Origin of the sequence: Dyella jejuensis (genome assembly GCF_044904675.1) — a bacterium.
GTDB classification, from domain to species: domain Bacteria; phylum Pseudomonadota; class Gammaproteobacteria; order Xanthomonadales; family Rhodanobacteraceae; genus Dyella_B; species Dyella_B jejuensis.
On sequence record NZ_JADIKJ010000018.1, the window covers coordinates 44,251 to 71,195 of the forward strand.

Annotated in this window: 26 protein-coding genes and 1 riboswitch; of the genes, 6 read left to right on the top strand and 20 right to left on the bottom strand. The window is 64.0% G+C overall.

Annotation, left to right across the window (positions count from 1 at the left end):
- Positions 1-4 precede the first annotated feature (4 nt).
- From ISP15_RS15810 to yccS, 9 genes are all read right to left on the bottom strand, one after another.
- Entirely contained in the window at positions 5-850 is an 846-nt protein-coding gene (locus ISP15_RS15810) for an extracellular solute-binding protein (protein ID WP_404548650.1), read from the bottom strand.
- Positions 851-1,518: 668 nt separating this feature from the next.
- Entirely contained in the window at positions 1,519-1,875 is a 357-nt protein-coding gene (locus ISP15_RS15815; RefSeq protein WP_404548651.1) for a hypothetical protein, read from the bottom strand.
- Entirely contained in the window at positions 1,872-2,435 is a 564-nt protein-coding gene (mobA, locus tag ISP15_RS15820) for a molybdenum cofactor guanylyltransferase (protein WP_404548653.1), read from the bottom strand. The genes ISP15_RS15815 and mobA overlap by 4 nt, the downstream gene beginning before the upstream one ends.
- Positions 2,425-2,928, bottom strand: coding sequence for a molybdenum cofactor biosynthesis protein MoaE (locus ISP15_RS15825; RefSeq protein WP_404548654.1), 504 nt, complete (start codon positions 2,926-2,928; stop codon positions 2,425-2,427). The genes mobA and ISP15_RS15825 overlap by 11 nt, the downstream gene beginning before the upstream one ends.
- Positions 2,929-2,930: 2 nt before the next feature.
- Positions 2,931-3,191, bottom strand: coding sequence for a MoaD/ThiS family protein (locus ISP15_RS15830; protein WP_404548655.1), 261 nt, complete (start codon positions 3,189-3,191; stop codon positions 2,931-2,933).
- Positions 3,188-4,438, bottom strand: a complete 1,251-nt coding sequence (locus tag ISP15_RS15835; protein WP_404548656.1) for a molybdopterin molybdotransferase MoeA — start codon at positions 4,436-4,438, stop codon at positions 3,188-3,190. The genes ISP15_RS15830 and ISP15_RS15835 overlap by 4 nt, the downstream gene beginning before the upstream one ends.
- Positions 4,435-5,436 (bottom strand): bifunctional molybdenum cofactor biosynthesis protein MoaC/MoaB, encoded by a 1,002-nt coding sequence (gene moaCB, locus ISP15_RS15840; protein ID WP_404548657.1) that lies wholly within the window; start codon positions 5,434-5,436, stop codon positions 4,435-4,437. Before moaCB ends, ISP15_RS15835 begins: the two co-directional genes overlap by 4 nt.
- 3 nt (positions 5,437-5,439) lie before the next feature.
- Positions 5,440-6,420, bottom strand: coding sequence for a GTP 3',8-cyclase MoaA (gene moaA / locus ISP15_RS15845; RefSeq protein WP_404548658.1), 981 nt, complete (start codon positions 6,418-6,420; stop codon positions 5,440-5,442).
- A riboswitch (molybdenum cofactor riboswitch) is annotated at positions 6,413-6,552 on the bottom strand. (Overlaps the previous gene by 8 nt.)
- Positions 6,553-6,667: 115 nt before the next feature.
- The gene (gene yccS / locus ISP15_RS15850) at positions 6,668-8,827 is read right to left on the bottom strand and encodes a YccS family putative transporter (RefSeq protein ID WP_404548660.1); all 2,160 of its coding nucleotides are present in this window, start codon (positions 8,825-8,827) and stop codon (positions 6,668-6,670) included.
- A 120-nt stretch (positions 8,828-8,947) separates the two neighbouring features.
- Here yccS and ISP15_RS15855 point away from each other — a divergent pair, with 120 nt between their 5' ends.
- Together ISP15_RS15855 and ISP15_RS15860 are read left to right on the top strand one after the other, a co-directional pair.
- Positions 8,948-9,718, top strand: a complete 771-nt coding sequence (locus ISP15_RS15855) for an ATP-binding cassette domain-containing protein (RefSeq protein ID WP_404548661.1) — start codon at positions 8,948-8,950, stop codon at positions 9,716-9,718.
- Positions 9,715-11,193: an ABC transporter permease/substrate-binding protein gene (locus ISP15_RS15860; protein ID WP_404548662.1), complete on the top strand. Its 1,479-nt coding sequence runs from the start codon at positions 9,715-9,717 to the stop codon at positions 11,191-11,193. Before ISP15_RS15855 ends, ISP15_RS15860 begins: the two co-directional genes overlap by 4 nt.
- 21 nt (positions 11,194-11,214) lie before the next feature.
- Here ISP15_RS15860 and ISP15_RS15865 read toward each other — a convergent pair whose 3' ends face one another.
- A complete protein-coding gene (locus tag ISP15_RS15865) occupies positions 11,215-11,715 on the bottom strand; it encodes a hypothetical protein (protein WP_404548663.1) in 501 nt (166 codons plus the stop codon).
- A 200-nt stretch (positions 11,716-11,915) separates the two neighbouring features.
- Between ISP15_RS15865 and ISP15_RS15870 the strand changes: the two genes are divergently transcribed.
- A complete protein-coding gene (locus ISP15_RS15870) occupies positions 11,916-12,428 on the top strand; it encodes a DUF4142 domain-containing protein (RefSeq protein ID WP_404548664.1) in 513 nt (170 codons plus the stop codon).
- A gap of 47 nt (positions 12,429-12,475) precedes the next feature.
- On the opposite strand, the gene ISP15_RS15875 is transcribed toward ISP15_RS15870, so the two are convergent.
- On the bottom strand, positions 12,476-12,724 hold the full coding sequence (locus ISP15_RS15875; RefSeq protein ID WP_404548665.1) for a hypothetical protein: 249 nt from the start codon (positions 12,722-12,724) through the stop codon (positions 12,476-12,478).
- Positions 12,725-12,963: 239 nt separating this feature from the next.
- Here ISP15_RS15875 and ISP15_RS15880 point away from each other — a divergent pair, with 239 nt between their 5' ends.
- Positions 12,964-13,440, top strand: a complete 477-nt coding sequence (locus ISP15_RS15880; protein WP_404548666.1) for a DUF421 domain-containing protein — start codon at positions 12,964-12,966, stop codon at positions 13,438-13,440.
- Positions 13,441-13,509: 69 nt separating this feature from the next.
- Positions 13,510-14,079 carry a DUF6496 domain-containing protein gene (locus tag ISP15_RS15885; RefSeq protein WP_404548667.1) on the top strand — a complete coding sequence of 190 codons (570 nt, stop codon included), beginning with the start codon at positions 13,510-13,512 and terminating at the stop codon, positions 14,077-14,079.
- A 66-nt stretch (positions 14,080-14,145) separates the two neighbouring features.
- Here ISP15_RS15885 and ISP15_RS15890 read toward each other — a convergent pair whose 3' ends face one another.
- The 9 genes from ISP15_RS15890 to ISP15_RS15930 form a co-directional block, all read right to left on the bottom strand.
- On the bottom strand, positions 14,146-14,352 hold the full coding sequence (locus ISP15_RS15890) for a hypothetical protein (protein ID WP_404548668.1): 207 nt from the start codon (positions 14,350-14,352) through the stop codon (positions 14,146-14,148).
- A gap of 39 nt (positions 14,353-14,391) precedes the next feature.
- Positions 14,392-16,986, bottom strand: coding sequence for a DNA ligase D (gene ligD, locus ISP15_RS15895; RefSeq protein WP_404548670.1), 2,595 nt, complete (start codon positions 16,984-16,986; stop codon positions 14,392-14,394).
- 175 nt (positions 16,987-17,161) lie between these two features.
- Positions 17,162-18,031, bottom strand: coding sequence for a DUF72 domain-containing protein (locus ISP15_RS15900; protein ID WP_404548671.1), 870 nt, complete (start codon positions 18,029-18,031; stop codon positions 17,162-17,164).
- 229 nt (positions 18,032-18,260) lie between these two features.
- Positions 18,261-19,166 (bottom strand): non-homologous end joining protein Ku, encoded by a 906-nt coding sequence (gene ku, locus ISP15_RS15905; protein WP_404548672.1) that lies wholly within the window; start codon positions 19,164-19,166, stop codon positions 18,261-18,263.
- A gap of 61 nt (positions 19,167-19,227) precedes the next feature.
- A complete protein-coding gene (locus tag ISP15_RS15910) occupies positions 19,228-19,632 on the bottom strand; it encodes a response regulator (RefSeq protein WP_404548673.1) in 405 nt (134 codons plus the stop codon).
- A 110-nt stretch (positions 19,633-19,742) separates the two neighbouring features.
- On the bottom strand, positions 19,743-21,293 hold the full coding sequence (locus ISP15_RS15915; protein WP_404548675.1) for a DHA2 family efflux MFS transporter permease subunit: 1,551 nt from the start codon (positions 21,291-21,293) through the stop codon (positions 19,743-19,745).
- 3 nt (positions 21,294-21,296) lie between these two features.
- Positions 21,297-22,820, bottom strand: coding sequence for an HlyD family efflux transporter periplasmic adaptor subunit (locus tag ISP15_RS15920; protein ID WP_404548677.1), 1,524 nt, complete (start codon positions 22,818-22,820; stop codon positions 21,297-21,299).
- Entirely contained in the window at positions 22,817-24,259 is a 1,443-nt protein-coding gene (locus ISP15_RS15925) for an efflux transporter outer membrane subunit (protein WP_404548678.1), read from the bottom strand. The genes ISP15_RS15920 and ISP15_RS15925 overlap by 4 nt, the downstream gene beginning before the upstream one ends.
- 298 nt (positions 24,260-24,557) lie before the next feature.
- Positions 24,558-24,821 carry a hypothetical protein gene (locus ISP15_RS15930; protein ID WP_404548679.1) on the bottom strand — a complete coding sequence of 88 codons (264 nt, stop codon included), beginning with the start codon at positions 24,819-24,821 and terminating at the stop codon, positions 24,558-24,560.
- Here ISP15_RS15930 and tkt point away from each other — a divergent pair.
- Entirely contained in the window at positions 24,820-26,889 is a 2,070-nt protein-coding gene (tkt, locus tag ISP15_RS15935) for a transketolase (RefSeq protein WP_404548680.1), read from the top strand. The genes ISP15_RS15930 and tkt overlap by 2 nt on opposite strands.
- Positions 26,890-26,945: the final 56 nt, after the last annotated feature.

The following is a 26,945-nucleotide window of genomic DNA, read 5'->3' on the forward strand; positions in this document are numbered from 1 at the left end:
CGCTTCACAGGCCGTTACCGCGTGGCGGACTATAGCCGTGCTCGCGAAACAGTGCCTGTCCTTGCGCACTTTGCAGGAACGCCACGAAGTCGCGCGCCAATGCCGGTTGCTGCGCATTGCCGAGCACCGCGGCATAGAACACCAGCGGCTCTACGTGCAAGGCCTTGCCGTTGTCGAGCGTGATCGAGGCGCGGTCATACCATGGCGCCTGCAAGCCCGGATCGCCGAGATTGATTTCGTCGGGCAACTTGATGGCAGGCAGGTGGTGCGATCGCGCGGCGCTCAGGTAACCGATGGTGGCATCGATCTGGCCAGCCTCCAGGCGCGACATCAACGATGGTTCGCTAAAGATCTGCGCGGGGTTCTGCGCCTTGCCCGCGATGCGCTTGAGCAGATCCGGCCGATGGTAGTAATCGGCGGCCAACTGCAAGGTAAGCAATGCATTGGCACCTTGCGGATCGACGGCGGGATCGGTGCGGCCCACATGCAGGCCCGGTTCGGCCAGCACCTCGTACCACTTTTTTTCTCCGCGCGCCGCCGCCGCGAAATCGGCCGCGAAACGGCTGCGCGGATTGTAGGCAATCACCATTTGCGTGCTGGCGACCGGGACCGCCCGGGTGACCAGTCCCGCTTGCTTGAGTACCTGCATCGGTCCTGGCGTGATGGTGACGAACACATCCGCTTGCAGCCGGCGCGCGGCAAGCAGGCGTGCCAGGGCGTAGGAGCCCTGGCCAGTGCCCTGGTAGACGGCACGATGGGCATGCGCGAAAGCGGGACCGGCCGCGTTGTCCATGACTACGCCCATGGAGCCGGCATACGCGACGTGCAGCACCGGTTCGGTCTGGGCCATGACGGTTGTGCCTGCCAGGCACAACAACAGCGCAAGCATGTGCATGGCACAGTGGCGCACGAAAGCTTCTTTTCGCCCTTTCCCTTGCGGGAAGGGGGCTGGAGTGAGGGGGCGCTCCAGCGATAAACGAACATCGGTGCGCGATGCCCTGCTGGATATCTGCGCAAGCCCCAGCCCCTCACCTCGTTCCTCTCCCCAGAGGGGAGAGGAGGAAAAGCGGGAGGCGTAACGCATCAAAGATTGCGCGCGCCATCTCCCTCTCCCCTGTGGGGAGAGGGCTGGGGTGAGGGGCGGCTCTAGCGATAAACGAACATCGGTGCGCGATGCCCTGTTGGATACCTGCGCAAGCCCCAGCCCCTCACCTCGGTCCTCTCCCCAAAGGGGAGAGGAGGAAAAGCGGGGTGCGTAACGCGCCAAAGATCGCGCGCGCCATCTCCCTCTCCCCTTTGGGGAGAGGGTTGGGGTGAGGGGGCGCTCCAGCGATAAACGAACATCGGTGCGCGATGCCCTGCTGGATATCTTGGCAAGTCCCAGCCCCTCACCTCGTTCCTCTCCCCAGAGGGGAGAGGAGGAAAAGCGGGGTGCGTCGGGCGGCGTGTAACGCTTGCGTCCATCGCGATGGCGGCTGCGAAGGAACGAAGCAAGCTGGTTCGTCAATGACCATACATTCATGATGCATCTCCTTCCGCCGGTTTACGCAAACGCTTGCGTGCGCTGTCGCGCACATCCACGTCGAACAATAACTGCAGTGCATGGCCATCCGTCACCGCAAGCTCGAACTGCAATCCATCGCGTGACGGTAGCCGTTCGCTGAGTGCGCGGACCTGCGCCTCGGGCAGCTCGATCCGCCATCCGGCCTGGTGGCGCCGCCACGCGATGCATGATGCAAGCCGGACCTGCTGTGCTTCGACCTGGCCATCGGGTAGTTGCGTGCGATTTTCTACGGCATCGCCTGCCAGCAGCCGGGTCAGCTCGGTTTCGTCGATGCGCAAACGCAGGGCCTGGCCTTCCAGTTGCACTCTCATGCATGCGCCTCCCGCCAGCTTGCTTCGGTATTGCAGTCGAGCAACTGCGACGCCTCGTCCGCGTGAAGGATTGCCTCGCTGACCCCGACGCATGCTTGCAGCGCACGCAGCGCACGCTCGCGATGATCGGCGGCAAGCATCAGTTCGCTCAATGCTGCGCGGCAACGGTCATCCAGCCGCAGCCGCATCGGCAATACGTGGCCGGCGAACCGCACGCTTGCTGCCGCCGCCGCGGTGTCGCGCAACCGTTGCAGCAAGGCCGGCTGCAAGCGCGGCATGTCGACCGGAACGATCAGTAATTCGCCATCCGGGCAAACGGCGGCGATACTCGCGATACCGCCCAGCGGCCCCGCGTGCGGCGCGCCATCCGCGATGCCGTCGTAGCCGGGACGGTCGCCGCTGACTTTTACATCGTGCGCGCCGGCCGCCCGCAGCAATGCGATCTGTTGTTCGATCAACGGCCGCCCTTGCCACAGCAGCAACGCCTTGTCGCGGCCCATGCGCGAGGAGCGTCCCCCGGCCAGCACCACACCGGTCCAGCGTTGCGGTTCAATGACCATGCGGGTCCGCGCCATGTCGTGCAGCCTGCTCGGCGTCGCGATGTTCCTCGCACAGCGAGCAGCCTTCGCTCCACGCGCTGTCGCCGTCGAGGTAATGCTCCTGCTTCCAGATCGGTGCTTCGTGCTTGACCGCCTCGATCGCAAGCCGGCACGCACGGAAGGCCTCGTCGCGATGCGCGGTGCCGGCGGCTACGATCACCGCCAGGTCGCCGATGCCAAGATCGCCCCTTGCGTGCGCGATATACAAATTCATCGCCGTGCCGATTTCCTGCCGCGCGCGGGCGGCGATGGCTTCGAACGTGCGCAAGGCCAGCGGCTCGAACAAGTCGTAGCTGACACCGGTAACGATGCGTCCGAGATTGTGCTCGCGCACGCGGCCGATGAAGGTGGCGATGCCGCCGAAGCGTGGGTCGGAGACAAAGTCCAGCGCCGCGGCCGGATCCAGGCGCGCGTTGCGGATGTCGACGACGGCGGTGTAAGTATCGATAGGCACGGCTAGCCTCCGCTTACCGGCGGCAGGATCGCCAACTGGCCGCTCCCGGGCAGCGTGCGATGGTTGTGCAGGATTTCGGCCTCGCTGGCGAATGCGCAGCGCTGGATCAGGCTGGCGCTGATGGCCGGGACGTGATCGCGTACATGGGCTTGCAGCAGTTCGCGCAGCATGGCGATGGTGCAATGCTCGGGCGTTTCAAGTTCGATGAAGCCGTGCGGATCGGCGTCGCGCAAGGCACCGAACAAGGCAATGCGAACCTTCATGCGTCGCTCCGGCAAGGCAGCGGAAATTCCAGATGGCCGGGGCCATGCACATCGACCATGGCGCCGGCAGGCAGCGCATCGACGTCGGCCGGTATCGCCGCCCAGGCGTTAGCGTGGGCCAAGGGTCGGATGCGGTAAGACTCCTGGCCGTCGAGTACTTCGACGGCCAGCCGCCCTTGCGCATCGATATGCAGGCGGCTCTTCAAGAAAAAGCGCAGGCGCGGCTTTTTTTCGTAGGCGCGCAGCAACGGTACGCGGCAGGGCCTTTCGCGAGGCATGCCCAGCATCACCCGCAAGGCCGGCTCGACGAAGAAACGCAGGCCCACCGCCACCGCAATCGGATTGCCGGGCAGGCCGAACAACAGGACGTTCCCAGGCAGCCGCGCAAACAGCAGCGGTTTGCCCGGACGGATCGCCACTTTATGGAACAGCGTTCGCGCGCCCCGGCGCTCCAGGGCTTGCGGCACGAAATCGTAGCGACCCATGGAGACGGCGCCGCTGGTGACGATCACGTTGGCGCCAGCATCCAGCCCGCGCCGTAACGCGGCAGCGAACGCGGCGGCATCGTCGCCGACGGTTTCCTGATGCACCACGTCGGCGCCGGCCAGCGGCAGGCGCGCGGCGAGGAACGGCCCATTGGAATTGCGGATCTGTCCGGGCGACAGCGCTTGCGCGGGATCGTCGACCAGTTCGCGGCCAGTGCAGACCACGGCTACGCGCGGACGAGCGGCGACCGGTACTTCGGCGACCCCGAGCGCCGCCAATAACGCCAGCTGTTGCGCACGCAGCAAGGTGCCTGCGGCAAGCACGGTTTCGCCATGAGCTACATCGGAGCCGGCGCTGCGCACGTTCTGTCCTGGCCCCACGTCCGCCAGCAGCTTGATGCGGGCGCCGGTCGCCGACCGTTCGACCTGCTCGACCGGAATCACACGGTCGAGCCCATCGGGAATGCGGGCACCGGTCATGATTTCCCATGCGCCGTCGCGAGCGCAGGCAATGCCGTCGCCGGCGGCCTGCTCGCCTTCGATGGCCAATTCGGTACCGGCCGGAACCGTCGCGTCGCCGCGCAGTGCGAAACCGTCCATGGCCGAATTGTCGAAGGGCGGCAAAGCCGCTTCGCTGACGATTGGCGCGGCCAGCACGCGATCGAGGCACGCGGCGAGTGGACAGGCCTGCGTCGGCAATGCGCTGCTGTGCTCGAGCACGATGCGCAGCGCTGCGTCGTAGGCGAGCGCATCCTGGTTCATGCGTGCCCTCCGCCGGCGGCCATGCTCAGCGCGTGCGCGAGGATCGGCGCGAGGATATCCATGCCCTGCGCCACGGCCTTGCTACTGCCGGGCAGGGCGATGACCAGCGTGTTGCCGATCAGCACCGCCTGCGCGCGGCTCAGCCAGGCCATCGGGGTGTGCTGGCTGCTTTCGCTGCGGAACAACTCGCCGATGCCGTCGACATGGCGATCCGCCACCATGGCGAGCGCTTCGGGCGTGCGGTCACGTGGACCGATGCCGGTACCGCCGGTGCACAGCACCAGGCGGACGCCCATGGCAGCCAGTTGCCGCAGCCGCGCGGCAAGCGGTTCGGGTTCGTCCGGACGCAATTCGGCTTCGTCCACGATGGCGCCCAGTTCGCGCAGGCGTTCGACCAGCAGTGGTCCCGCGGTGTCCGTATAGTCGCCACGGCTGGCGCGATCGCTGAGCGTGATCACCGCCGCGCTCACCGCTTCCAGTCGCGTTACGGCGCAAGGCCGGTAATGCGCATGCTCGGCTTCGCTCATGCCTTCCGGATGCAGCCACAAGCCTTTCTTGCCGCCCTCCTTGAACAGCAGGCGCACGCCGCCGAACGACAGCGCGGGTTCCACCGGCTTGGTCAGGTCGTAGAGCGTCAGCAGCGCCGCGCTGGCGCCGGCCAGCGCTTCCATTTCCACGCCAGTGCGCGCGAAGGTGGCGACTTCGCAATACACGCGGATGGCATGGCGCGCGCGCACCGGTTCGCAGCGCACGTCGATGTATTCCAGCGGCAGCGGATGGCACAGCGGCATCAGCTGCGAAGCGTTCTTCGCGCCTTGCAGGCCGGCGATTTCGGCGATGCTCATCGCATCGCCCTTGGGCAGGCGGCGTTCGACGATTTGCGCAAACGCGGCAGCGCCGGCGCTCAATTCGCCGACCGCCACGGCGCGGCGCGCCGTGATGCGCTTGCGGCGCACGTCGGCCATGTGGAAATGGGCGCGATCCTCGCGCTCGTGCATGGGTCAGCCTCCGGTGGATGCGAGATGAGGGGTGATGCCGGTGCGGCCGTCATGCAGGAAATGGCCTTGCTCCTTGCGGCCAATCTGGCCGCCGAGCGCGCGCACCAGTTCATCGCGCTGTTCGTCCGCCTGCAGCAACGGGCGCAGCGGAATGCCGAATTCGCCGAACAGGCACAGGCGCAAATCGCCGGTGGCGGTGACGCGCAGACGATTGCAGCCGGCGCAGAAGTCCTGCGAGTAAGGCGCGATGATACCGATGCGGCCGGCATAATCCGGATGCCGGTATTCGCGTGCCGGTCCGGCGTCGGCAACGCGCGGCAACAGCTGCCAGCCCGATGCCTGCAATTGCGTTTCCAGGCTCTCGGCGCGGACATGGTGATCGCGGAAGAATGGCAGGTTGTCGCCGGTCTGCATCAGTTCGATAAAGCGCACGCCGGCATGATGCTCGCGCAGGTAATCGAGCCATGCCGGCAACTGCGCATCGTTGACGTCGCGCAGCAGCACGGCGTTGAGTTTGACCGGCAGTCCGGCGGCCAGCGCCATGTCCACGCCACGCAGGATGTCCGGCAGGCGATCGTGCCCGGTGATGCGCGCGAATACGGCCCGATCAAGGCTGTCCACGCTGACGTTGATGGCGTTGAGGCCGGCGTCCATCCATTCGCGCAGATGGCGGCTGAGCAGAGTGCCGTTGGTGGTCATCGCCAGTTTGGTAATGCCGGGTACCGCGGCGGCGGTGCGCAGGATGCCGGCAAGATCGTGGCGCACGCTCGGCTCGCCACCGGTGATGCGCAGCTTGTGCATGCCCAGTTCGGTAAAGCCGCGCAACAGGCGCGCGATTTCCGCCAGCGACAATGGCCCGGCGGCGTGCGGATCGGCGTGGTAACCGTGCGGCAGGCAATAGGTGCAACGAAAGTTGCACGCGGGTATGACCGATAGTCGCAAGTACGGAAACCGGCGGCCGTAGCGATCAGCCAGCGGGGACATGTGCTGTACTCCTTTCCAAGTGGGAGGCGGGCGCGTTTCCGCGTACACCCTGGTGGCCCGAAGACCACGGACACCAGGCCGTATTCCGTTGCCGGGAACCGCAGGCCGGATGCCTCGGAGTTGTGGGTTGATGGACAAGTGCAACTATCCGAGTATCCGCAGGTTACGTCCAGTAGCGGCGCGGTGGCGGCCAGGCGCCGTGAAAAAGGCGTGAGCCATACCCTTTGGAAGGGCCGGTGCTTTTTTATCAGCCAAGCTGGATAGCGCGCGTTACGGCGGCGAGGCGATCGCGCTGCGCAAGTATCAGCGCCAACTGGCCGAGTACCATCTGCGCCGTTTCATCGTCCACGCTGTCGGCCTGCGGCATCGCGGCTGGCGCCGCGTCGGCATTGCCGGCTGCCACGGGCGAGTTGGCTGCCAGCGTATCGGCGAGCTGTTCGAGCCTGCTGACTGCAAGATTGCCGGCGAGCGTCACGCCGTCGCGCGCCGGCGCGCCATCGATGCTTTGCCGATGCGCACCCAAGGCGGATATATGGCCCAGCATGGTATGCGCGAGGGTAAGGAAGCGGAGCAGTTCCTCGCTGCCGCGCCGTTGCCGATCCGGCTCGCGCAGCATGTTGGCAAGTACGCCGCTGAGCGCCGCATCGGCGTTATGCGCTTCGCGCCGCGCGATGCGATAGGCCAGATCGTCGCGCTTGCCATGCACGTATTGCGCGATGATCTGTTGCAGGTAGCGCGCATCGCTGCGCAGGGTGTTCGCCAGCACCTGGTGCAGTTGCCGTCCTTGCCAATCCGGCAGGACCAGGTAGATCGACAGCGCGGCGATGCCGGCGCCGATCAGCGTATCCAGCAGGCGCGGCCACATGACCGCGTAACCGTTGCCGGCCTGGTTGAAGCACAGCACCACGAACAGCGTGATCGCCGTCGTGGCGGTCGCATAGCGCCGCAGCCGGGCCGCGAAAAAAACCACGCCGGACACCACCACCAGCAGCAATTGCCAGGACGCGCTCGGCAGCAGATGCAGCACCGCCCAACCGACGATCACGCCGGCCACGGTGCCGGCTACCCGTTGCAGCATGCGCGCAAGGGTGGCGCCGTAGCTGGGTTGGCACACCAGCAAGGTGGTCAGCAGGATCCAGTAGCCGTGGCGCGTGTGCAGCAGCTGCAGCACGCCGTATCCGGCCATCAGCGCCAGCGCCAGCCGCACCGCGTGCCGGAAACGCGGCGAGCGCGGCGTCAGCTGGATGCCGATGCGGTGCCACGCTTCACGCAGGGATTGGGGACCGGGATTCTGCAACGCATCCTCGCCTTCGGCGGAAGCCGTCGGCGCCGGCTCGTTTTCCAGCAGTACCTGGATCGCCACGATATTGCGCAACAGCGCATCCAGCGAGCGCAGCAGCGATTCGGCCGGTGCTGGCCGGTATTGGCGCAATGCCTCGATCGACGCGCGCAGATCGTTTTGCGCGGCGCACAAGTTGGCGATATCGGCCGCAGTCCGCCGCAGTCGCAGCGCTTCGGCGTGTCGGCGGCACTGCTGCGCCTGCAACCGCAGGATATGTTCGCAGCGGAACAGCACGTCGCTGTGGTAGAACGCCTCGGCCAGCTCGGCATGCGGATAGTGTGAAGAGCTGACCCGTTCGTGGATGTCCTGGGCCTTGAAATAAAGCTGCAAGCGCGCCGCGGTGGCGCCGCGCGGACGGCGCATGCCGATGCGGTCGATCAGCACGATGCGCGTGTCGTTGAGCGCTTCCACTACCTGCTCATTGCGCATGGCCAGGGCCAGCAGCAGCGCGTCGCGGTCGATGCCGCGCACTGGCGTGAACAGCGCGGCCTTTCCGTCCAGGTAATCGGCAAGGCTGTCGAATACCCGGGCCAATGCCTGGCGCACGGCCAATTGCGGCGAGAGCATGCTCCACAGCAGCGATAACAGGCCGTATGCGAGCGCACCGGCGAGCAGTTGCAAGGGCTCGGTCACCGGGTTCGACGGCGGATGCGGCTGGTCCATGCCGATCATGGTGTAGACGGCCAGGATCAAGGTGCCGCCCGCGATCGTGGCGTAGCGCGCGCTCACCGCGCCAAGCATCACCAGCACGAACGTCATCAGGGGCAGCGCCAGGGCGAACGCCATCGGCCAGGGCAACAGCCATTCCACGGCGAACGCCACGCCGGCAAAGCACAGCAGTGTCATCAGCAGGGTAACCACGCGGCTGCGCCAGTGGTCTTCGGTCTCGGCCAGGGCACAGGCAATCACGCCGAGCATGGCGGGAATCATGGCGGAGGCATGGCCGCGCAACAGGCAATACAGGATCACGCCGGCAAGCGCGAGCAGCACCCGCAGGCATTCGGCGAAACGATCCGAGCCTTGCAGGCGGCGCCAGTAGTGGAGGAAAGAGAGGCGGGCAAGCATGCGGCAAGCATACGATGGTGCGTCGCACAATGCTCGTTCCTCTGGCCTTCCTCCAAATGGAAAGCGGCATCTGGATAACGCATGCGTTAGATTCAGGTGCCCACTGCCGCTCCGACCCGCATGTCCGCCAACCGCAACGCCTCTTCCGCCGCGTTCGAGCTTCGCGGCGTCAGCAAGCGCTATGGCGCCGTGGTGGCGCTGGACGATGTCTGGCTGCGTTTTCCCGCCGGCAGCGTCACCGCGCTGATCGGTAGCAGCGGTTCGGGCAAGTCGACCCTGCTGCGCATGCTGATCGGACTGGAATGGCCGGAGCGTGGCGAGGTGCGGGCGGACGGCCGCGCGCTGGAAAAAAGACAGGTACTGGAACTGCGCCGGCGCATCGGCTACGTGATCCAGGAAGGCGGCCTGTTCCCGCACCTCACGGCGCTGGGCAACTTGGCCTTGCTGCCTCATCACCTTGGCTGGAACCCGCAGCGCATCCGCCAACGCGCCGAACAACTGGCTACGCTGGCTCACTTGCCGCAAAGCGCGCTCGAACGCTATCCGGCGGAATTATCCGGCGGCCAGCGCCAGCGCGTGGCGCTGATGCGTGGCCTGATGCTCAATCCGGACGCCCTGCTGCTGGACGAACCGCTGGGCGCGCTCGATCCGCTGGTGCGCCACGAGTTGCAGGATGAGCTGAAGCAGATCTTCGAGCAGCTCGGCAAAACCGTGGTAGTGGTCACCCACGATATCGCCGAGGCGGCGTGGTTCGCGCAGCGCATCGTGCTGATGCGCCACGGCAAGGTGGTGCAGGATGGTTGCCTGGACGATTTGCGCGAGCGCCCGGCCGATCCGTTCGTGACCCGTTTCGTCGAAGCGCAGCGCACGCTGCGGGAGCGTTCGGCATGAAGCGGCTGTGGATCGCCGCGCTCTGCCTGCTGCTGCCTGCGTGGACACACGCCGCACCCGTGCGCATCGGCTCCAAGCAGTTCACCGAATCGGTGATCCTGGGCGAGGTGGCGCGGCTCGCCGCCCGCCAGGCCGGGGTGCCGGCCGAACACCGGCGCGAACTAGGCGGCTCCGCCATCCTGTGGAGCGCGCTGCTGCACGGCGATATCGACGCTTATCCCGAGTACACCGGCACGCTCACGCATGAGCTGCTCAAGAACGTGGCGCCGGATGCGGACATTCCCACCTTGCGCGCCGCGCTCAAGCCGTTGGGCATCGGCATCACCGATTCGCTCGGCTTCAACGATACCTATGCCATCGGCATGCGCGGAGATCGCGCGCAGCAACTGGGCATCCAGCGCATTTCCGACCTGGCGCGGCACCCCGGGCTGCACCTGGGGTTCTCCAACGAATTCATGAATCGAACCGACGGCTGGCCCGGCCTGCGCCAACGTTACGGGCTGGCGCAGGCGCAGGTGCGCGGACTGGATCATGCCTTGTCGTATCGCGCGCTGGTCAGCGGAGCGGTCGATGCCATCGATCTCTACAGCACCGATGCGGAGATCCCGTACTACCACCTGCGCACGCTGGATGACGACCGGCATTATTTCCCGCATTACGAAGCGGTCTACCTGTACCGCCTGTCGCTGCAACAGAGTTCCCCGGCCTTCGTGGCGGTCTTGAACCGGCTGGCCGGGCGCATCGACGAAGACGCCATGCGTCGTATGAATGCGCAGGTGAAGCGCAAGGGCGAGCAGGAAACCGTGGTGGCAGCGGGATTCCTCGGCGTGCAGCCGGATCGCGACAGCGCCGGTCTGTGGTCGCGGCTGTGGCAGCGCACGCTCGAGCATCTGCGACTGGTAGTGATCTCGCTGACTGCGGCAGTGCTGCTTGCGGTGCCGCTGGGCGTATTCTCCGCCCGCTCCAGGCGTCTTGGGCAAGTGATCATGGCGGCGAGCGGCGTGCTGCAAACGGTTCCGTCGCTGGCCATGTTCGTATTCATGATCCCGCTGTTCGGCATCGGCACCTGGCCGGCCATGGCTGCATTGTTTTTCTATAGCCTGCTGCCGATCGTGCGCAATACCTATGCGGGTTTGATCGGCATTCCCACCGACCTGCGTGAATCGGCTGCCGCACTTGGACTGCCGCGCGGCGTGCGTTTGCGGCGCGTGGAATTGCCGATGGCGCTGCGCTCCATTCTTGCCGGCGTGAAAACCGCCGCGGTGATCAACGTCGGCACCGCCACGCTCGGCGCGTTGATCGGCGCGGGCGGCTACGGCCAGCCCATCGTCACCGGCATCCGCCTGGACGATACCGGGCTGATCCTGGAAGGCGCCATTCCCGCCGCGTTGATGGCGCTGGCCATGCAGGGCCTGTTCGAAGGCGTGGAGCGATGGCTGACGCCGCGCGGCATGCGGATCGAGGCGCGCACATGATCCATTGCTCAGTGCCGCTGCTCAGTGCCGCCGACCGGCCTTCAGTGACGCGCCACCCTTGGCAGCCTGCATGCTTCGCTGCACGTCTTCGCGCGACGCGCGCCCAACGGCCGGCCACATGGCTGGATTTTCGGGGCGATATTGTTGCTCGCGCAAATTGACGGAGCTGGCGCCGGCCTGGTCGAGCAATTCGCAGGCATCATCCATCGACATTTCGCCGCGTAATTCGACGACTACCGTGGTGTGGCCGATCAGCGATGGATCGGGTACCTGTCGCGGAGAACGCGGTTCCGTCAGTCTACGCTTGTCTTTTTCTGCTCCGGTGGCGCGATCAACCCGCCCGGTGTGGCTGGCTTCGGAAATCACGCTGGTCGGCGCGCTGGAACTGGAAGGCGTGTCGTCGACGCTTTCGTCGAACGTCAACACGATCTGTTCACGCTGCAGGCCCGCCGACAACAGTTTTTCCGCCGCGGCGTTGGCTTCGAATTGGTTATCAAAGCATGCAACTACGAGTTCGGCCATGACATGCTCCCTTTCGTTCGTTCTGTGGCAAAGAACTCTAGGACCTCGACCATAACCCGGGCGTGAGCAGGCCGCGAAGCACCGGCGCAACATTATGCTTGCGTTCGCTTGCAGGACACGCAAGGGTCACGCCTGCGGTGATAACTATGCATCGCACTTAAACCGGAGATGCAGTGATGGATTTTCCAAATAAATTATCCATGGCGTCGCTGTTGGCGTTGATGGTGGCTTCACCTGCCTGGGCGCAGAGCGGCATGTCACCCAACTCGGCCGCCAGCGGCACCCGTTCGGCGCATACCACGCAGGACGTGCGCTTCGTGATGGCCGCTTCGGCGGCGGGCGATACCGAGATCATGGCCAGCCGCCTGGCGCAGAAGCAAGCGCAGTCGGCCAACGTCAAGACCTTTGCCGCCACCATGATCCACGATCACACCATGGCCAACGAACAATTGAAGGCGATCGCGCAAAAAGATGGCTACAGCATCGCCAGCATGCCGACGGAAACGCAAGAGGCCAACCTGGCCAAGTTGCGGCCGCTGCACGGCGCGGATTTCGACAAGGCCTACGCAACGATGATGGTGAGCGATCACCGCGATGCAGTCGCCCTGTTCCAGAGCGAATCCAACTCGGGTAACAACGCCGACCTCAAAGCCTTCGCGACACAGACGCTGCCGATCCTGCAGCATCATCTTTCCATGGCGACATCACTTTGATGGCGGCTGCGTTATGCCGGCACTGGCCGGGATGAGGCTGGGAATCGTCAGATAAAAGCCTGCGGCACCGGCGGTGTACCGACCGGATCGCCGATCGGCGGCGGCGATGGTTCCGGTTCGGTCAACGGCGGCCGCTCCGGAGTAGGCAGCGGTGGCTCGGGGTTGGGGCCGGGCGGTTCGGGTGCCGGCGGCTTGGTCGGATCGGGTTCCGGTGGCATATGCGCACGCAGGTCTGGCGCAGACACGGCGCCGGTCGCCGGTATCGATGGAAATGTGGAAGAGATAGTGCGATTCATGGCTTTATCCGCGCCTGCGCGGCACTTGCGGCTGATGGAGCGACTTTGACCGCGCGCATGTGCACGCGGGACGAAATCCTTGTGAGCGCACTCGTGCCATTTCTATCGCGACGCGCGTCGTACTCACGCGGCCATGGTCACCATCGCCGGTGCGGGAACTTCGTTCACGTCAATTCGACGATCTTTCACACGCGACGGCGACACACTCTGCGCGCATGCACTGGCCGAGGAGATACGTCATGAGCCACCCGTTCGTACTTGCCATGCCCTGGTGGCATTTCGTGTTGCGCGGCATCGGCGCCTACATCGCCATACTGTTCATGATGCGCATCGTGGGCAAACGTTCCTTCGGCGACTTGTCCACCTTCGATTTGATCGTGCTGGTGCTGGTCGGCGGTACGTTGCGCAATTCGATCGTCGGCCCGGATACGTCCTTTCCCGGCGGCATCATCGCGGTGGCTTCGATCCTTGCCGCCGACCGCGCGCTGGCGTGGATATGCACGCGCTCGACGTGGATCAACCGCGTGGTCGAAGGCCGCCCGACGGTGCTGGTGCACGATGGCGAAGTGGTGCCCGGCGCGCTGGAGCGTGTAAGCATGCCTGCGGCAGCGTTCCGGCGTGCGTTGCACGCGGCCGGCCTGGAGGACGTCGCAACGATCAGCATCGCCAGGCTGGAGCCCAATGGACGCATCACGGTGATCAAGCGAACGCCGTGAGTCGCCTTGACGACCCCTCGACGCCCTGACGAGTAAAGCTGATTTCGCTCTTACATCGGAGATGTTTCCATGCCTGAGAAGAAGACTCGCCAAGCCGCTGCCAAAGACAAGCGCGAAGGAAAATCGGCCAGTACCCAGGCCGGCGAATACGTGCACGAGGAGATCGAGCACGTGCGCAAGGGCAAGCACGGTGCGCGTTCGCCGCAGCAGGCGATCGCCATCGGCCTGTCGAAGGCGCGCCGTTCGGGAGTCAAGGTGCCGCGCAAGAAAGCATCGACCAAAAAAGCATCGACCAAGCAAGCGTCGGCCAAGAAATCAGCCACCAGGAAAGCGGCGCGAAAGAGCGCCAGCACCAACAAGGCCGCCGCGCATCGCAAGCGTGGCAGTACCGCCAAACGGGCTACCGCCAAGCGTGCGAGCAGCAGCAAGCGTGCGAGCGCTTCCTCGAAGGCGCTGCGCCGGGAAGGTTCGAGCGCGGCATCGAAGCGTTCGCTGTCGGCGCACGCCAAGCGCGCTTCGTCCAAGCGCAGCGCCGCGTCGCGTTCGGCGGCGGCCAAGAAGGCAGCGCGCACGAAAGGCGCAAGCGGCCGTTCCACGGCGGCAAAGAAGGCCGCCAAATCGAGACGTTCTGGCTCGTAAAGCGGCGCTGGCTGGCCCCTCCCGCCGACAGGGAGGGGCGTGGGGATATACCTTTCAGCTTGGCTGTTACTCCTGCGCGTTTGCCGACGAGGAGGCGTTCAATGCCGCCGCTACCGCCGCATCGCCGTTGACCAGTTCGGTCCACTTCAGTTCGATCCCTTTGCGATGAGCCTTCCTGGCGATCTTGATGCCCGTTGCATCGAGCACCACGGTATAGGCCTGGCCTTCGATGTCGATCTCGCGTCGCAGCGGTTTATCCAGCATGGTCGTCATAAGCAATCTCCGTGCACATGAAAGGAATGGCAGTTGCCGTCATGGAGCTTTGTTCAACACTGCAATGGCCGAATCGAGCGACTGCCCGATCGCGGCGATGCCCTCCCACGGGTCCTTGCGCAGCCGCGCCAAGCGCCGGGGCAGGGTGTGAATGGTGAAAGCATCGCCGCGCTCGATTTTCGATAGTTCTTCCCAGCGCAGTGGCGTGGCGACCGGAGCACCCTTGCGGGCGCGCAGCGAATAATTGGCGATGCTGGTGGCGCCGCGGCTGTTGCGCAGGTAATCCACGTAGATCTTGCCGGCACGTTTGGCTTTGCTGGCCGTGTCGACGAATTCCTGCGGATGCATCGCGGCCATGGTCGAAGCCATGGCGCGCGAGAAATCCTTGACCTGCGCCCATGGACAGCCGGGATTGAGCGGCACGACCACGTGCAGGCCCTTGCCGCCGGTGGTGCGCAGGAACGATTGCAACCCGATGCGGCTCAACAAGCCGCGCAGCAGACGCGCCGCGGCGACCACGCGCGCCCAGCCCACCTTGGGCGCGGGATCCAGGTCGAACACGATCCGGTCAGCGTTATCCGGACGCGCGGCGGTGGCGCCCCATACGTGGAATTCGAGCGTGCCGAACTGCACCAATTCCAGTACCGAGTCGGCGTCCCTGGCGAACAGGTAGACCGCTTGCGAACCTTTTTCCTCCTTGAGCCGCACGGTCCCGACGCGATGCAGGCCCTGGATCGGGTGTTTCTGGAAAAAGCAGGTTTTCTCCGCGCCTTCCGGACAGCGGATGATCGACAAAGGCCGATCCAGCACGCCCGGCAGCAGCCATTTCATGATGCTGCGGTAATACTCCGCCACTTCGCCCTTGGTGATGTTGTCGCTGGGGTACACCACGCGATCGGGATGCGTGATGGTCACCGTGTCGTTGCCGGCGGATGCGGCGGGAGCGCGGCCGGATACTTTCTTTGCCGTGCCGTGTCGGATGGCCGGGCTTGGCCCCGGGGTTGCCTTTGCGACGCGGCGATCGGGTTTCCTGAGGTCGTCCGGGGATTTGTCCATGCGCAAGGTCTTCAGGCTGGGTTGCCGCAACAGATGGTTGTTGCCGATGCCGCGGTAATACACCTCGGCGACCAGGGTGGGAGAAATCCAGCGTGCGTCGCGCAGCAGCGGATCAATATTCTTCAGGTTCGATGGCGCGTTCCGCGATGGATGGGCGGTGATCAAGCTGGCCGTCTCGGCCAGCGAACGATCGGAAAAGCCGGTGCCGACGCGGCCGGCGAAAATCCATCCGTCACGGCGTTGCGGATCGGGCCGTGCCAGCAACAGCGAACCGAATCCGCTGCGGCTGCCCTTAGGCGGCGTGTAACCGACTACCGCGAATTCATCGCCCTCCAGCCGTTTCGCCTTGATCCAGTCGCCGCTGCGGCCAGCGTGATAACCCGAATCGGCACGCTTGGAGATGATGCCTTCCAGCTGATGCTCCACGGCGCGCTCCATCGCCGCGGCGCCGTCGCCGCGCGTGTGCGTGCTGAGCGCCAGATGCCGGCGGCCATCGCCCAGCATGCGCTCCAGCAATGCTTTGCGTTCGACCAGCGTCACACGGGAAAGATCGTAGCCTTCGAAGTAGGGCAGGTCGAACAATACGTAGACCAGCGGACGCTGCGCTTCGCCCGCCAGGGTCTGCTGCAGGGCATTGAAATCGCTGCGGCCCTGGTTATCGGTCGCAATCAGTTCGCCGTCCAGGTGCGCCGATTCCAGCCCCAGCGATTCCACCGCTTGCAGAATGTCAGGTATTTTTTCATCCCAGCGCAGCGCATTGCGCGACCACAACGCGACTTTTCCCTTGGCGATGGTGGCCAGAATGCGGTAACCATCCCATTTCACTTCGTGGATCCAGTTGTCGCCGGCCGGTGGCTCATCGCGCAACTGCGCGAGCGCAGGCTTGAAAAACGCCGCGCTCGGAGATGCTTTTCTTGCGTGCGGTAATTTTTGCGCCCGCGTCAGCAACGGCGTCTTGCGCACGGCGGCGCGCTTGGCAGGTGGCTGGCGGACTCGTGCGGTCGATTTCCTGGCCGCGGCGCGCGTGCTTTCCGACCTGGCGGCCCGGCGCGTGCTCGCACGCATGTTTTCGTCCATCAGGTCGTCGGCTTCCACGTCGCTGGCGTAGGCATCATCGGCCTTGATCAGGAACCATGACGGCTGGCGCTCCTTGCGCCCGCTGCGCACGAGATGCCAGCCGCCCTTGAGCCGCTTGCCGAACAATTCGAAGTGCAGGTGGCCCTTTTCCAGTTGCGCCAAAGGATCGCCTGCGCTGGACCACACGCCGAGGTCGAACTGGTCCACGTGGCCCTTGCCGTAGCCTTCCTCGATATCGCCCTCGAAATCCGCATAGGCTACCGGGTGATCTTCCACTTCCACCGCCAGTCGCTTGACCTCGGGGTTGTAGCTGGGGCCTTTGGGTACCGCCCAGCTTTTCAGAACATTGCCGACCTGCAGGCGAAAGTCGAAGTGGCGGCGCGATGCGTGATGCAATTGCACCACGAACAGCGCGCGCTTTCCTTCCGGCACGGCGGCATCCGGCTTCGGTTCTTTGGTACTTTCGAAACGGCGCTTGCGCTGGTATTCCCGAAGGGTCACGAATGCTCCGCGATCTCATGGCGACAAGGTGCACGGTGACAGCCATGCGCAGATGTCGATGGATTCGCGCACACCGTGCAACTAACTTGCAACGAATAACGTCAAGGACAAGGCAACCGGATGTGACCGGGATGTTCGGCAGTCAGGCAGCGCGCATCTATCGAACCGATGCACCCTAGATCAGGCCCAGCTTCTGCTCGAGCTTGTGCGCATCGAACGGCGCCTTGACCTTGGTGTCGTTGTCGAAATAGCAATAGATGTCGCGGCCGGTGCGCCGGCGTGGGCTTTCCCCGCTGTGGCGCCTGGCGTCCCGGGGCTGGCGCCCGTGCTGCCAGGCATCGATATGCCGGCGCCATCGTTGCAGCGCGGCGTTCGTGTAGCCGCTGGCGTAAAGCTCCTTGTCGCCATGCAGGCGCAGGTACATGAAGCCGGCGGTGACGTCTTCCAGGAATGGCCATTTCCCGGCTGTGTCGGCCACCACCAGCGCCACATCGTGGCGACGCAGCTGCGCGATGAAAGCGTCGTCCTCGAAGCTTGGATGACGCACTTCCATCGCATGCCGCACGCGGCGCTTGCGGTCCGCCTTGATGCTGGCCTTGGCGATGGTACGGTCGTGCCGGCGCGCGATCGCGGCGAGTTGTTCGGTGTCGTGCGGCAACTGCGATAAGAACGTTTCCAGCACTTCCTCGTCGTAGCGCAGGCTGGGCGGCAGCTGCCACAGGATCGGCCCCAGCTTTTCGCGCAGCTCCAGGATGCCGGAGGCGAAGAAATTGGCGAGCGGCTTTTCCGCGTTCTTCAGGCGCCGGATATGGGTGATGTAGCGCGGTGCCTTGACCGCGAACACGAAGCCGCGTGGCACGTCTTCGTACCACTTCCGATAGCTGCCGGGGCTTTGCAGCGAATAGAAGCTGCCGTTGATCTCGATGGTGCCGAACTGGCGCGAGGCGTAGTGCAGTTCTTCGCGTTGCGGCAGGTCTTCGGGATAAAAGACGCCGCGCCAGGGTGGATAGCGCCAGCCGGAGATGCCGATCCTGATTTTGCTCATGGCCGGATCGGTCGGCTGCATGGCAAGGGTGCCGGCATCCTGCTTTCTCTGCCTTTCGCGGAGAAGGCCCAGCTGAGCGGCCAACCTCGCGGCAAATGTCCGTGGCGGTCTGCTTTGGTTCGCTGCAGTCGCGGGTGGATCCGCTCAGCCCCAGCCTTTCCCCATGGAGAGCAGCGAGCAGCGGTATGCATGATTGCGGTGACGGTCATGGCTCGATTTTCAAAAAACGTCAACTGGCCTTGCGCCGGGTGCCCGATTTCTTCGCGCTCTTTTTCGCCGTTTTCTTGGTTGTCCGGCGCGCCGGCTTTGACTGGCCGGTTTTCTTGGCTGGCGTGCGCTGTTTGGTGTCGATGCTTTTCTTGAGCAGTGCCATGAAATCCACCACATTGGTGGTGTCCTCGGTTTCGTCCGCCTCGGGCTCTTCGATGCTGGCGAGTGCGCCCTTGGTCTTCATGCGTTTCTCGATCACTTTCTTCAGGCGATCGCGGAACTCGTCCTTGTACTCGACAGGCGCCCACTCGCCGGTCATCGATTCGATCAGCTGTTCGGCCATCGACAGTTCCCGTTCGCTGATGCGGTAGTGTTTGAAGGCTTCCTTGGGGATCGCGTATTCATCCGGGTCGACCAGTTCCTGCTGGAAGCGCATCAGCACCAGCACCAGGGCGTAATCCCTGGGCATGACGGCGGCGAGGTACTCGCGCGTGCGGATCACCACCCTGGCAATGCCCGCCTTGCGCGTGCGCTTGAGGGTTTCGCGCAACAACACGTAGCCTTTTTCGGCCTTCTTGCCAGGCACCAGGATGTAAGGTTTTTCGAAGTATTCGGCGCCGATGTGTTCGGCGTTGACGAAGGCTTCCACTTCGACCGATTCGCGGTTCTCGCTGGCGGCCGATTTGAGGTCCTCCGGTTCGAGCACCACATAGTTGCCTTTCTTGTATTCGAATGCCTTGACGATTTCCTTCCAGGGCACTTCCTCGCCAGTTTCGGCGTTGACGCGCTCGTAGCGCACGGGAGCCTTGTTGCGGCTGTCCAGCATGCGGAAGTGCAGGTCGGTGCCGCGTTCGCCGGACATCAGCGACACGGGCACGTTCAGGAGTCCGAATGTCAGGTTGCCGGTCCAGATGGGACGCGCCATGACGACCTCCGCCTAACGGGGAGGTTCTTTATTCCGGATCGGCCGTGATGCCGGCGAGAAGTCAGGCGGGCAGCAGCATGGGTTCGGCCAGCAGCGTGACCAGGAGGTTCTCGCGACGGGTATCGCAGCGCCGTACCGCATGCAACAGGTCATTCATGCCGTAAGGCTTGCGCAGTACCGTCATGTCGCGCTGGCAGCTGGGCTCAAGCGCATCCCATTCGCCGGAGGCGAGCACATAGTGCCCATGGGGCAGGTACTGGCGCATTTCGTGCGTCATTTCGAGGATGGAAAGGCGATGGCCACGATGCATGTCCATGATTACGACGCCGATATCCGGATGCAGCCGCGACAGGCGCAGGGCATCGGATACCCCTCTGGCGAGGGATACTTCGTAACCGGCCTTGAGCAAGGCGTGATGAAGCAGATCCCTGGTATCAAGATCGTCTTCAACAACAAGCACGTGCATGTATCGTTCCCCAAGCATAGCTGCGGCATCCTGTCCCCCAACCTGCGTATCATTCATGCCGGTCGTGACCCAGATGTGAAGGACATGTGTCCAGCCTGGGGCGGCACGGATTACCCGCCGCCCTGGGAGCTGGCCGAAAACGGCGGCTTGGCGAACCAGATCGCGACCATGGCAAAGCCGAAGATCAGGCTGAAGCACCAGAACACATCATTGATGGCCAGCGTGGCAGCCTGGCCGTCGACCACCTGGTTCATGGCCGCATAGGCTGGTCGGCCCTGTATGCCCAATTGCTGGACGCGATCCAGCCACTCGTTGGTGGCACGCGCGTCGGTATGCGTATGTTCGCTGAGTACCGCGTGGTGGTAGATGCTGCGGTGCGTGTAGAGGGTGGTGCTGATCGCGGTGGCGACACTCATCGCGATGGTGCGGAAGAAATTTGCCAGTCCCGACGCGCTTGCGACCTTGGAGGGTGGAAGGTTGGAAAGAATGATCTGGTTCACCGGCACGAAGAACAGCGCGATGCCGCAGCCCATCATCATGCGTGGCAGCGCCAGCTTGAAGTAGCTGACCTGGTCGTTGTAGCCCGACATCCAGTACGAGCATACGGCGAAGATGGCGAAGCCCATGGTGTTGAGCACGCGCAGATCGAACTTGTGCTGGAACCGGCCGACCAGCGGCGACATGAAGATCGCCGGGATGCCGATCGGCGCCACCGCGAAGCCGGCCCAGGTGGCGGTATAGGACATCACCTGCTGCACCCAGGTCGGCAGTACCACCGTGCCGCCAAAAAAGGCGAACATGCCCAGCGCCAGGCACAGCACGCCGACCGCGAAATTGCGTTGCTTGAATAAATACAGATCGACCACGGGCTGATCGTGCATCAGTTCCCAGGCGATCAGGAAGGTGATGCAGACCACGGCGATCAGTGCCAGGGTCAGGATCATGTTCGATGAAAACCAGTCGTAATCGTTGCCGTTGTCGAGCATGAACTGCAGGCAGCCCACGCCGACGGCGAGCAGGAACAGGCCCAGTCCATCGAGCTTGACCTTGCTGGTCTTGCTTTCGCGGTCGCGCAGCAGCATGTAGGAGATCAGCAGCGCGAACAGGCCTACCGGCACGTTGATGAAGAAGATCCACGACCAGTTGTAGTTGTCGGTGATCCAGCCGCCGAGGATCGGGCCGAAGATCGGCGCGACCACCACCATCATCGACCACAGCGCCAGCGCGATCGAGCGCTTTTGCGCTGGATAATTATTGAGCAGCAGGGTCTGCGACAGCGGCACCATCGGCCCGGACACCGCGCCCTGGCAAAGGCGGAACACGATCAGCATCGGCATGCTGGTGGCGAAACCGCACAGGCACGAGAACACGATGAACAGCATCACCGCCATGGTGAAGGTTTTCACTTCGCCGAAGCGGCGCGCGATCCAGCCGGTCAGCGGCTGCATCACAGCGCTGGCCATCGAATACGCGCTGATCGCCATGGTGCCTTCGGTGCGGCTGACACCAAGGTTGCCGGCGATGGTGTAGACGGCAACGTTGACGATGGAAATATCCAGCACTTCCATGAAGGTCGCCAGCGACACGCCGGCGGTCAGCAGCACCAGCATGCCGCCAGTGAGGGGCGGCTTGGATGAGCCGTCGGACTGTTCGTCGGCCATGCCTCAGTGTTCCGAAAGCGAGGACAGGTTCGCCCGCGCGCACGGAGCGGGTAGCACCGAGTGCGCGCTGGCCGGCTTGCCTTGCACGCAGAACACATCGGAAGAGGGCGCCGATACGGTATTGGCGCGGATGATCTCCTCGGCTTTTTCGTCCGCCTGGTTGACCTCCCGTTCGTACACGTCGGTACTCATCAGCGGGTGGTTCCTGACGCGGGTCGGCAGCATGATGCCGTTGCGGTTGTGCGTATCGACGTTGACATAGGTGGACAACCCGACCATCAGCGGATGCTTGCGCAACTCGTTCGGATCGAGCGACACGCGCACCGGCAGGCGCTGCACCACCTTGATCCAGTTGCCGGTGGCGTTTTCCGCCGGCAGCAGCGAGAAGGCGCTGCCGGTGCCTGCGTTGAAGCCCACCACCTTGCCGTGGTACGTGGCGTGCGAATAGATATCCGTGGTGATGGTTGCCGGCTGGCCGATGCGGATGTTCTGCAACTGGGTTTCCTTGAAGTTCGCGTCGACCCAAAGATCCGTCAGCGGCACGATGGTGAGCAGGTCCTGTCCCGGCTGCACGCGCTGGCCGACCTGCACCTGGCGGCGCGCCGCAATGCCGTCGATCGGCGAGACGATGGCGTTGCGGTTGTTGTTGATCCATGCGTTGCGGAACTGCGCGCGCGCCTGTACCACTGCCGGGAAGCTGTGCACATCGGTGCCGTCCACCTGGGCGTGCGCCGCATCCGCCTGCCGCTCGGCCTGCTCCAGCGCGGCATAGGCGGCGCGCATCTGACGGTTGGCGTTGAAGGCTTCTTCCGGCGCCACCGCATGCGCCTGTACCAACGGGAAGCGGCGGTCGTATTCGTCGCGCTGGGTCTGGTATTGCGCGCGCCGCTGTACCACTGCGGCGTCCGCCTCGGCGGCCTGTTCGATGCTCTGCTGCGCCTCGCGTACGGCCTGGGCCAATTGCCCTTCGGCATTCATCAGCGAGACCTGCGCGTCGGCGGGGTCAAGGCGCAGCAGCACTTGTCCGGCATGCACGCGCTCGGTTTCTTCCACTGCGATTTCCACGACGGTGCCCGCCACGCGGGGCGAGATGGTGACCAGGTCGCCGCGCACGTAGGCGTCGTCGGTGGTTTCGCGCTGGCTGAAGACAAAGATGTAAAGCAGCAGCCAGATCAGTGCGATGAGCAGGAACACGCCGGCGATGATCGCCATGACGATGATGCGCTTGCGTTTCTGCTTGCGCTTCTGCTCGGGATCTTGCTTGTCCTTGTCGCTGTCCTTCTTGTCATCATCCTTCTTGTCACTATCCTTCTTGTCATCGTCTTTCTTGCCATCGTCTTTCTGCTTGCCATCCTGGTCCTGCTTTTTGTCCTGCTCCTTGTCGTCGCTATCGGAGCTGTCTTTGCCGTCTTTCTTTTCATCCTTCTCGGCGCCGTATTTGTACAGGTATTTGTAGCGATACCGGTATGGGCCGGGCGCTTCATCGTCGTGTTGTTCGTGTTCGTGCTCATCGCGGTCCGGGCTCATCGCGAAGCATCCTGTGCAGTGGCGTTAGCGGGAAGCGAAGGCAGATCGGCCGCGTGATAGCCGCCGCCCAGCGCATGGATCAAGGCCAGGTTGGTGGCCAGCAGCTGGCCGCTGAGCTGCACTTGCGTATCGCGCTGCTGGTCCAGTTGCATTTGCAGGCCCAGCCAGGTGCGATCATCGTCCAGCCCTTGTCGGCGGCGGTGGTTGGCGCGTCCGTTTTGTGTGCTTACATCGGCCACCTGTCGATCGGTCTGGATTTGTTCGGCTTGCAATTGCTGCAGCGTGGCGATCTGCTCGGCGACGTCGTGCGCGGCTTGGACCACGGTGCTGTTGTAGGCCGCCACGGCGCTGTCGAGTTCAGCCTGCCTGCTTTCCAGTTGCGCTTTCAGGCGGCCGCCGGAGAAGATCGGCAGGCTGACGGAGGGGCCGATGTTGGCCAGTGCAACGTTGGCTTGCGTTCCTGAGCCAAGATTGGGATACAGCTGCAGGTAGGCGCCCAATCCCATCAGACTGACGTCCGGATAGTAGGCGGCCCTGGCCGAATCGATACCCTTGATGGAAGCTTCGATCTGCCAACGGTCGGCCACGATATCCGGTCGGCGGGCAATCAGTTCCAGTCCGGCGTAAGGCGGAATATCGGTGTCGGCGACCGGCAGCGCGTGCGCCTGCAGTGAACCCAGTTCCTGCTCGGAGACGCCGATAACCGCGGCCAGTTGCACCTGATCGAGCGAAATGCTGCCTTCGACCTGTGCTTCGCTGCGCAGCTGTTCGGCCAATTGCGCATCGGCTTGGTCGATCGTCTGCGGATCGTCCAGGCCGGCGTGCACCCGCAACGCGACCAGCTCGCGATAGCGGCTGGCGTCGCGCGCGGCGTCTTTGGCAAGCGCCAGTCGTGCCTGCTGGATTTGCCAGTCGAAGTACGTCCTGGCGACGTTGTAGTGCAGGGAGTCGGCGGCCATGGCGCGTTCGGCCCTGGCCGCGTTGGCCTGGCCGAGGGCTTCCGCCACGGCATCCTTCTGCTTGCCCCACAAATCGAGATCCCACGTGAAAAGCGCGGCGGCAAGGCCGCTGTTGCTCCAGCTGTGCCTGGGGCTGAGCTGGATGTTTTGGGTCGTGGTGCCAATGCTCGGCTGTGCGTGGATGTCGGCTTTGCTGTACGCATGGCCAGCGTCGAGATAGCCGCGCAGTTGCGGCCGCAATTGCGCCTCTTGCACCGCGACCGCGCGTTCGGCGGCGGAATAGCGCGCCTGCGCTTCCTGCAAATCGGGCGAATCGCGCGTAGCCAGCGCCATCAGGCGATCGAGTTGTGGATCCTGGTAACGTTTCCACCAGTTTTCTTGCGGCCACTTGGCCGTGCCTGCCGGCGTGCCGGCCAGCGGCGCCTGCCGACGCACCGGAAACTGCGGTGGCCGCGTCGGCGGCGCGCATGCCGTGATCAAGCAGACACCAAGGTATATCGGCCATCCGTGTCGAAAGTGGCAACGCATCCATTGCAATGCCGATATGCAATTCGCCATGAGTCATCCGGCGCACAAAATGGGGGAAAAGCTCATGCGGGACTGACGTTCCAGTATCGAAAGTAGCATCCATGCGCGTGGTCACGGTGTGATGGAAGACATTCACGCCATGGGTACGCGACGTGCAGCCTGCGTCATGCATTGCATGCCGCATCGATGCGTCGATGGATGACCGCAGTGGTCTCCTTTGCTGCGCCTGCACGCCAAGCGGCCTTTATTTTCACTCCGTCCAAACCGGCGACGTCGCATGGTGCGTCACGACGTCGTGCCCATTGATGAGGTGAGCTCCGTGGAGATTGATCACTCGTGCGCGTATGGTCCTTGCAAGTGCAAGGTTGCGGAAACGGGTCAGTATTGCAGCGATCATTGTCGGCAGGCGGACAAGTTGCGTGCGGAAGGTACGCAATGCACCTGCGGCCACGACGCCTGCAATGCGGCGCAATAACACGATACCCTTCCAGCCATCCATACCGCCAATCATCATGTCCGCAAAACTCGATCAGCAAAGCGTTGATACCATCCGTTTCCTCGCCGTCGACATGGTGCAGAAGGCCGACAGCGGCCATCCTGGCTTGCCGCTGGATGCCGCGCCGATGGCTTATGTGTTGTGGAAGCGCTATCTCAAGCACAATCCTCTCAATCCGCTCTGGCCAGACCGCGATCGCTTCGTGCTTTCGGCCGGACATGGCTCGGCGCTGCTCTATGCGTTGCTGTTCCTGGCCGGCTATGGCCTGACGCTGGATGACCTGCGGCAGTTCCGGCAATGGGGCAGCAAGACGCCAGGACATCCCGAACGCGGCCACACCCCGGGCGTGGAAACTACTACCGGACCGCTGGGACAGGGCTTCGCCAACGCGGTGGGCATGGCGATCGCCGAAACGCAGCTGGCGGCGCGCTATAACCGCGACACCTACACGATCATCGATCACCATACTTATGTGATCGCCAGCGACGGCGACATGATGGAAGGCGTGGCCTCGGAAGCGGCCTCGCTGGCCGGGCACCTGAAACTGGGCAAGTTGATCTGCTTCTACGACGACAACAGCGTCACCCTGGCCGGCAGCACGGACGTGACCTTTTCGGAAAACTGCATACAGCGTTTCCAGGCCTACGGCTGGCACACCGCGACGGTGGAAGACGGCAACGACCTTGCCGCGCTGGACAGTGCGCTGAGCGCGGCGCGGCTGGAGGTGGCCAGGCCATCGCTGATCCGCGTGCGTACCCACATCGGTTTCGGGTCGCCCGCACAGGATAGCTACAAGGCGCATGGTTCGCCGCTGGGCAAGGACAACGTGCGCAAGACCAAGGAAAAATTGGGCTGGCCGCTGGAACCGGATTTCCTGGTGCCTGACGACGTATCCGCGCATATGCGCGAAGCGGTTGCGCAGGGCCGCGATCAGGAAAGCGCGTGGATGCAGCTGTTCAACGACTATAAGAGCCACTATCCCGAGCTGTACGCGGAACTGCGGCAACGCCTGCAAGGCGAATTGCCGGAAGGATGGGCCGCGGATATCCCGCGCTTCGACACCGATGAAAAAGGTATCGCGACGCGCGAAGCTTCCGGAAAAATCATGAACGCGATCGCGCCGCGGCTTCCCGCCCTGGTCGGCGGCTCGGCGGACCTGGACCCGTCCACCAAGACGGCGCTAAGCAAGTTCGGCGATTTCCGCCCGCCGCGCACGGGTGAAACCGGGCCGCGCGATGCCGACGAAGAACATGGCGATTACACCGGACGCAATATTCACTTCGGCGTGCGCGAGCATGCGATGGGATCGATCGTCAATGGCCTGGCCGCGCATGGCGGTTTTATTCCTTATGGCGCAACCTTTTTGATTTTCTCCGATTACATGCGTCCGCCGATCCGTTTGGCCGCCTTGATGGGCCTGCATCTGGTGCATGTATTCACCCACGACAGCATCGCGCTGGGCGAAGACGGGCCCACGCACCAGCCGGTGGAGCAGTTGGCCAGCTTGCGTGCGATACCGAATGTCACGGTGATCCGGCCGGCCGACGCCAATGAAACGGCGGTCGCCTGGCAGGTTGCGGTAGAAACACGTGATCGGCCGGTGCTGCTGGCGCTGAGCCGGCAGAAACTTCCCACGCTCGATCGCGCCCGTTATGCGTCCGCTGACGGGTTGCGGCAGGGCGCCTATGTATTGTCGGATGCGCCGGACAGCCGCCCCACGCTGATTCTTATCGCCAGCGGTTCCGAAGTCAGCCTGATCGTGGCCGCCGCCGAACGGCTCGCCGCCGAAGGCATCGCCGTGCGTTGCGTATCGATGCCCAGCTGGGAACTGTTCGACCGCCTGCCGCAAGCGGAGCGCGAAGCGGTGCTGCCGCCGTCGGTAAGTGCACGACTGGCGGTGGAAATGGCGGTGACCCAGGGTTGGGAAAAATATGTCGGCCCGCAGGGCGCCATGCTGGGCATCGACCGCTTTGGCGCATCCGCACCCGGCGACACGGTGGTGCGCGAATACGGCTTCACGGTCGATCACGTGTGCCGTGCGGGCAAGGCGCTATTGAATCAAGGAGCAAGCACGAGGGATGGGTAGCTGTTCAGGCAGCAACCCATCCTGCAGGGCGGAGGAGACCATTTGTCGACTGTACA

Bases quoted from the DNA above. Each gene is read 5' to 3' on its own strand.
- ISP15_RS15810 (WP_404548650.1), bottom strand. From the start codon at position 850: ATGGCCCAGACCGAACCGGTGCTGCACGTCGCGTATGCCGGCTCCATG.
- ISP15_RS15815 (WP_404548651.1), bottom strand. From the start codon at position 1,875: ATGAGAGTGCAACTGGAAGGCCAGGCCCTGCGTTTGCGCATCGACGAA.
- mobA (WP_404548653.1), bottom strand. From the start codon at position 2,435: ATGGTCATTGAACCGCAACGCTGGACCGGTGTGGTGCTGGCCGGGGGA.
- ISP15_RS15830 (WP_404548655.1), bottom strand. From the start codon at position 3,191: ATGAAGGTTCGCATTGCCTTGTTCGGTGCCTTGCGCGACGCCGATCCG.
- ISP15_RS15835 (WP_404548656.1), bottom strand. From the start codon at position 4,438: ATGAACCAGGATGCGCTCGCCTACGACGCAGCGCTGCGCATCGTGCTC.
- moaCB (WP_404548657.1), bottom strand. From the start codon at position 5,436: ATGCACGAGCGCGAGGATCGCGCCCATTTCCACATGGCCGACGTGCGC.
- moaA (WP_404548658.1), bottom strand. From the start codon at position 6,420: ATGTCCCCGCTGGCTGATCGCTACGGCCGCCGGTTTCCGTACTTGCGA.
- yccS (WP_404548660.1), bottom strand. From the start codon at position 8,827: ATGCTTGCCCGCCTCTCTTTCCTCCACTACTGGCGCCGCCTGCAAGGC.
- ISP15_RS15855 (WP_404548661.1), top strand. From the start codon at position 8,948: ATGTCCGCCAACCGCAACGCCTCTTCCGCCGCGTTCGAGCTTCGCGGC.
- ISP15_RS15860 (WP_404548662.1), top strand. From the start codon at position 9,715: ATGAAGCGGCTGTGGATCGCCGCGCTCTGCCTGCTGCTGCCTGCGTGG.
- ISP15_RS15865 (WP_404548663.1), bottom strand. From the start codon at position 11,715: ATGGCCGAACTCGTAGTTGCATGCTTTGATAACCAATTCGAAGCCAAC.
- ISP15_RS15870 (WP_404548664.1), top strand. From the start codon at position 11,916: ATGGCGTCGCTGTTGGCGTTGATGGTGGCTTCACCTGCCTGGGCGCAG.
- ISP15_RS15875 (WP_404548665.1), bottom strand. From the start codon at position 12,724: ATGAATCGCACTATCTCTTCCACATTTCCATCGATACCGGCGACCGGC.
- ISP15_RS15880 (WP_404548666.1), top strand. From the start codon at position 12,964: ATGAGCCACCCGTTCGTACTTGCCATGCCCTGGTGGCATTTCGTGTTG.
- ISP15_RS15885 (WP_404548667.1), top strand. From the start codon at position 13,510: ATGCCTGAGAAGAAGACTCGCCAAGCCGCTGCCAAAGACAAGCGCGAA.
- ISP15_RS15890 (WP_404548668.1), bottom strand. From the start codon at position 14,352: ATGACGACCATGCTGGATAAACCGCTGCGACGCGAGATCGACATCGAA.
- ISP15_RS15900 (WP_404548671.1), bottom strand. From the start codon at position 18,031: ATGAGCAAAATCAGGATCGGCATCTCCGGCTGGCGCTATCCACCCTGG.
- ku (WP_404548672.1), bottom strand. From the start codon at position 19,166: ATGGCGCGTCCCATCTGGACCGGCAACCTGACATTCGGACTCCTGAAC.
- ISP15_RS15910 (WP_404548673.1), bottom strand. From the start codon at position 19,632: ATGCACGTGCTTGTTGTTGAAGACGATCTTGATACCAGGGATCTGCTT.
- ISP15_RS15915 (WP_404548675.1), bottom strand. From the start codon at position 21,293: ATGGCCGACGAACAGTCCGACGGCTCATCCAAGCCGCCCCTCACTGGC.
- ISP15_RS15920 (WP_404548677.1), bottom strand. From the start codon at position 22,820: ATGAGCCCGGACCGCGATGAGCACGAACACGAACAACACGACGATGAA.
- tkt (WP_404548680.1), top strand. From the start codon at position 24,820: ATGTCCGCAAAACTCGATCAGCAAAGCGTTGATACCATCCGTTTCCTC.
- ISP15_RS15930 (WP_404548679.1), bottom strand. From the start codon at position 24,821: ATGATGATTGGCGGTATGGATGGCTGGAAGGGTATCGTGTTATTGCGC.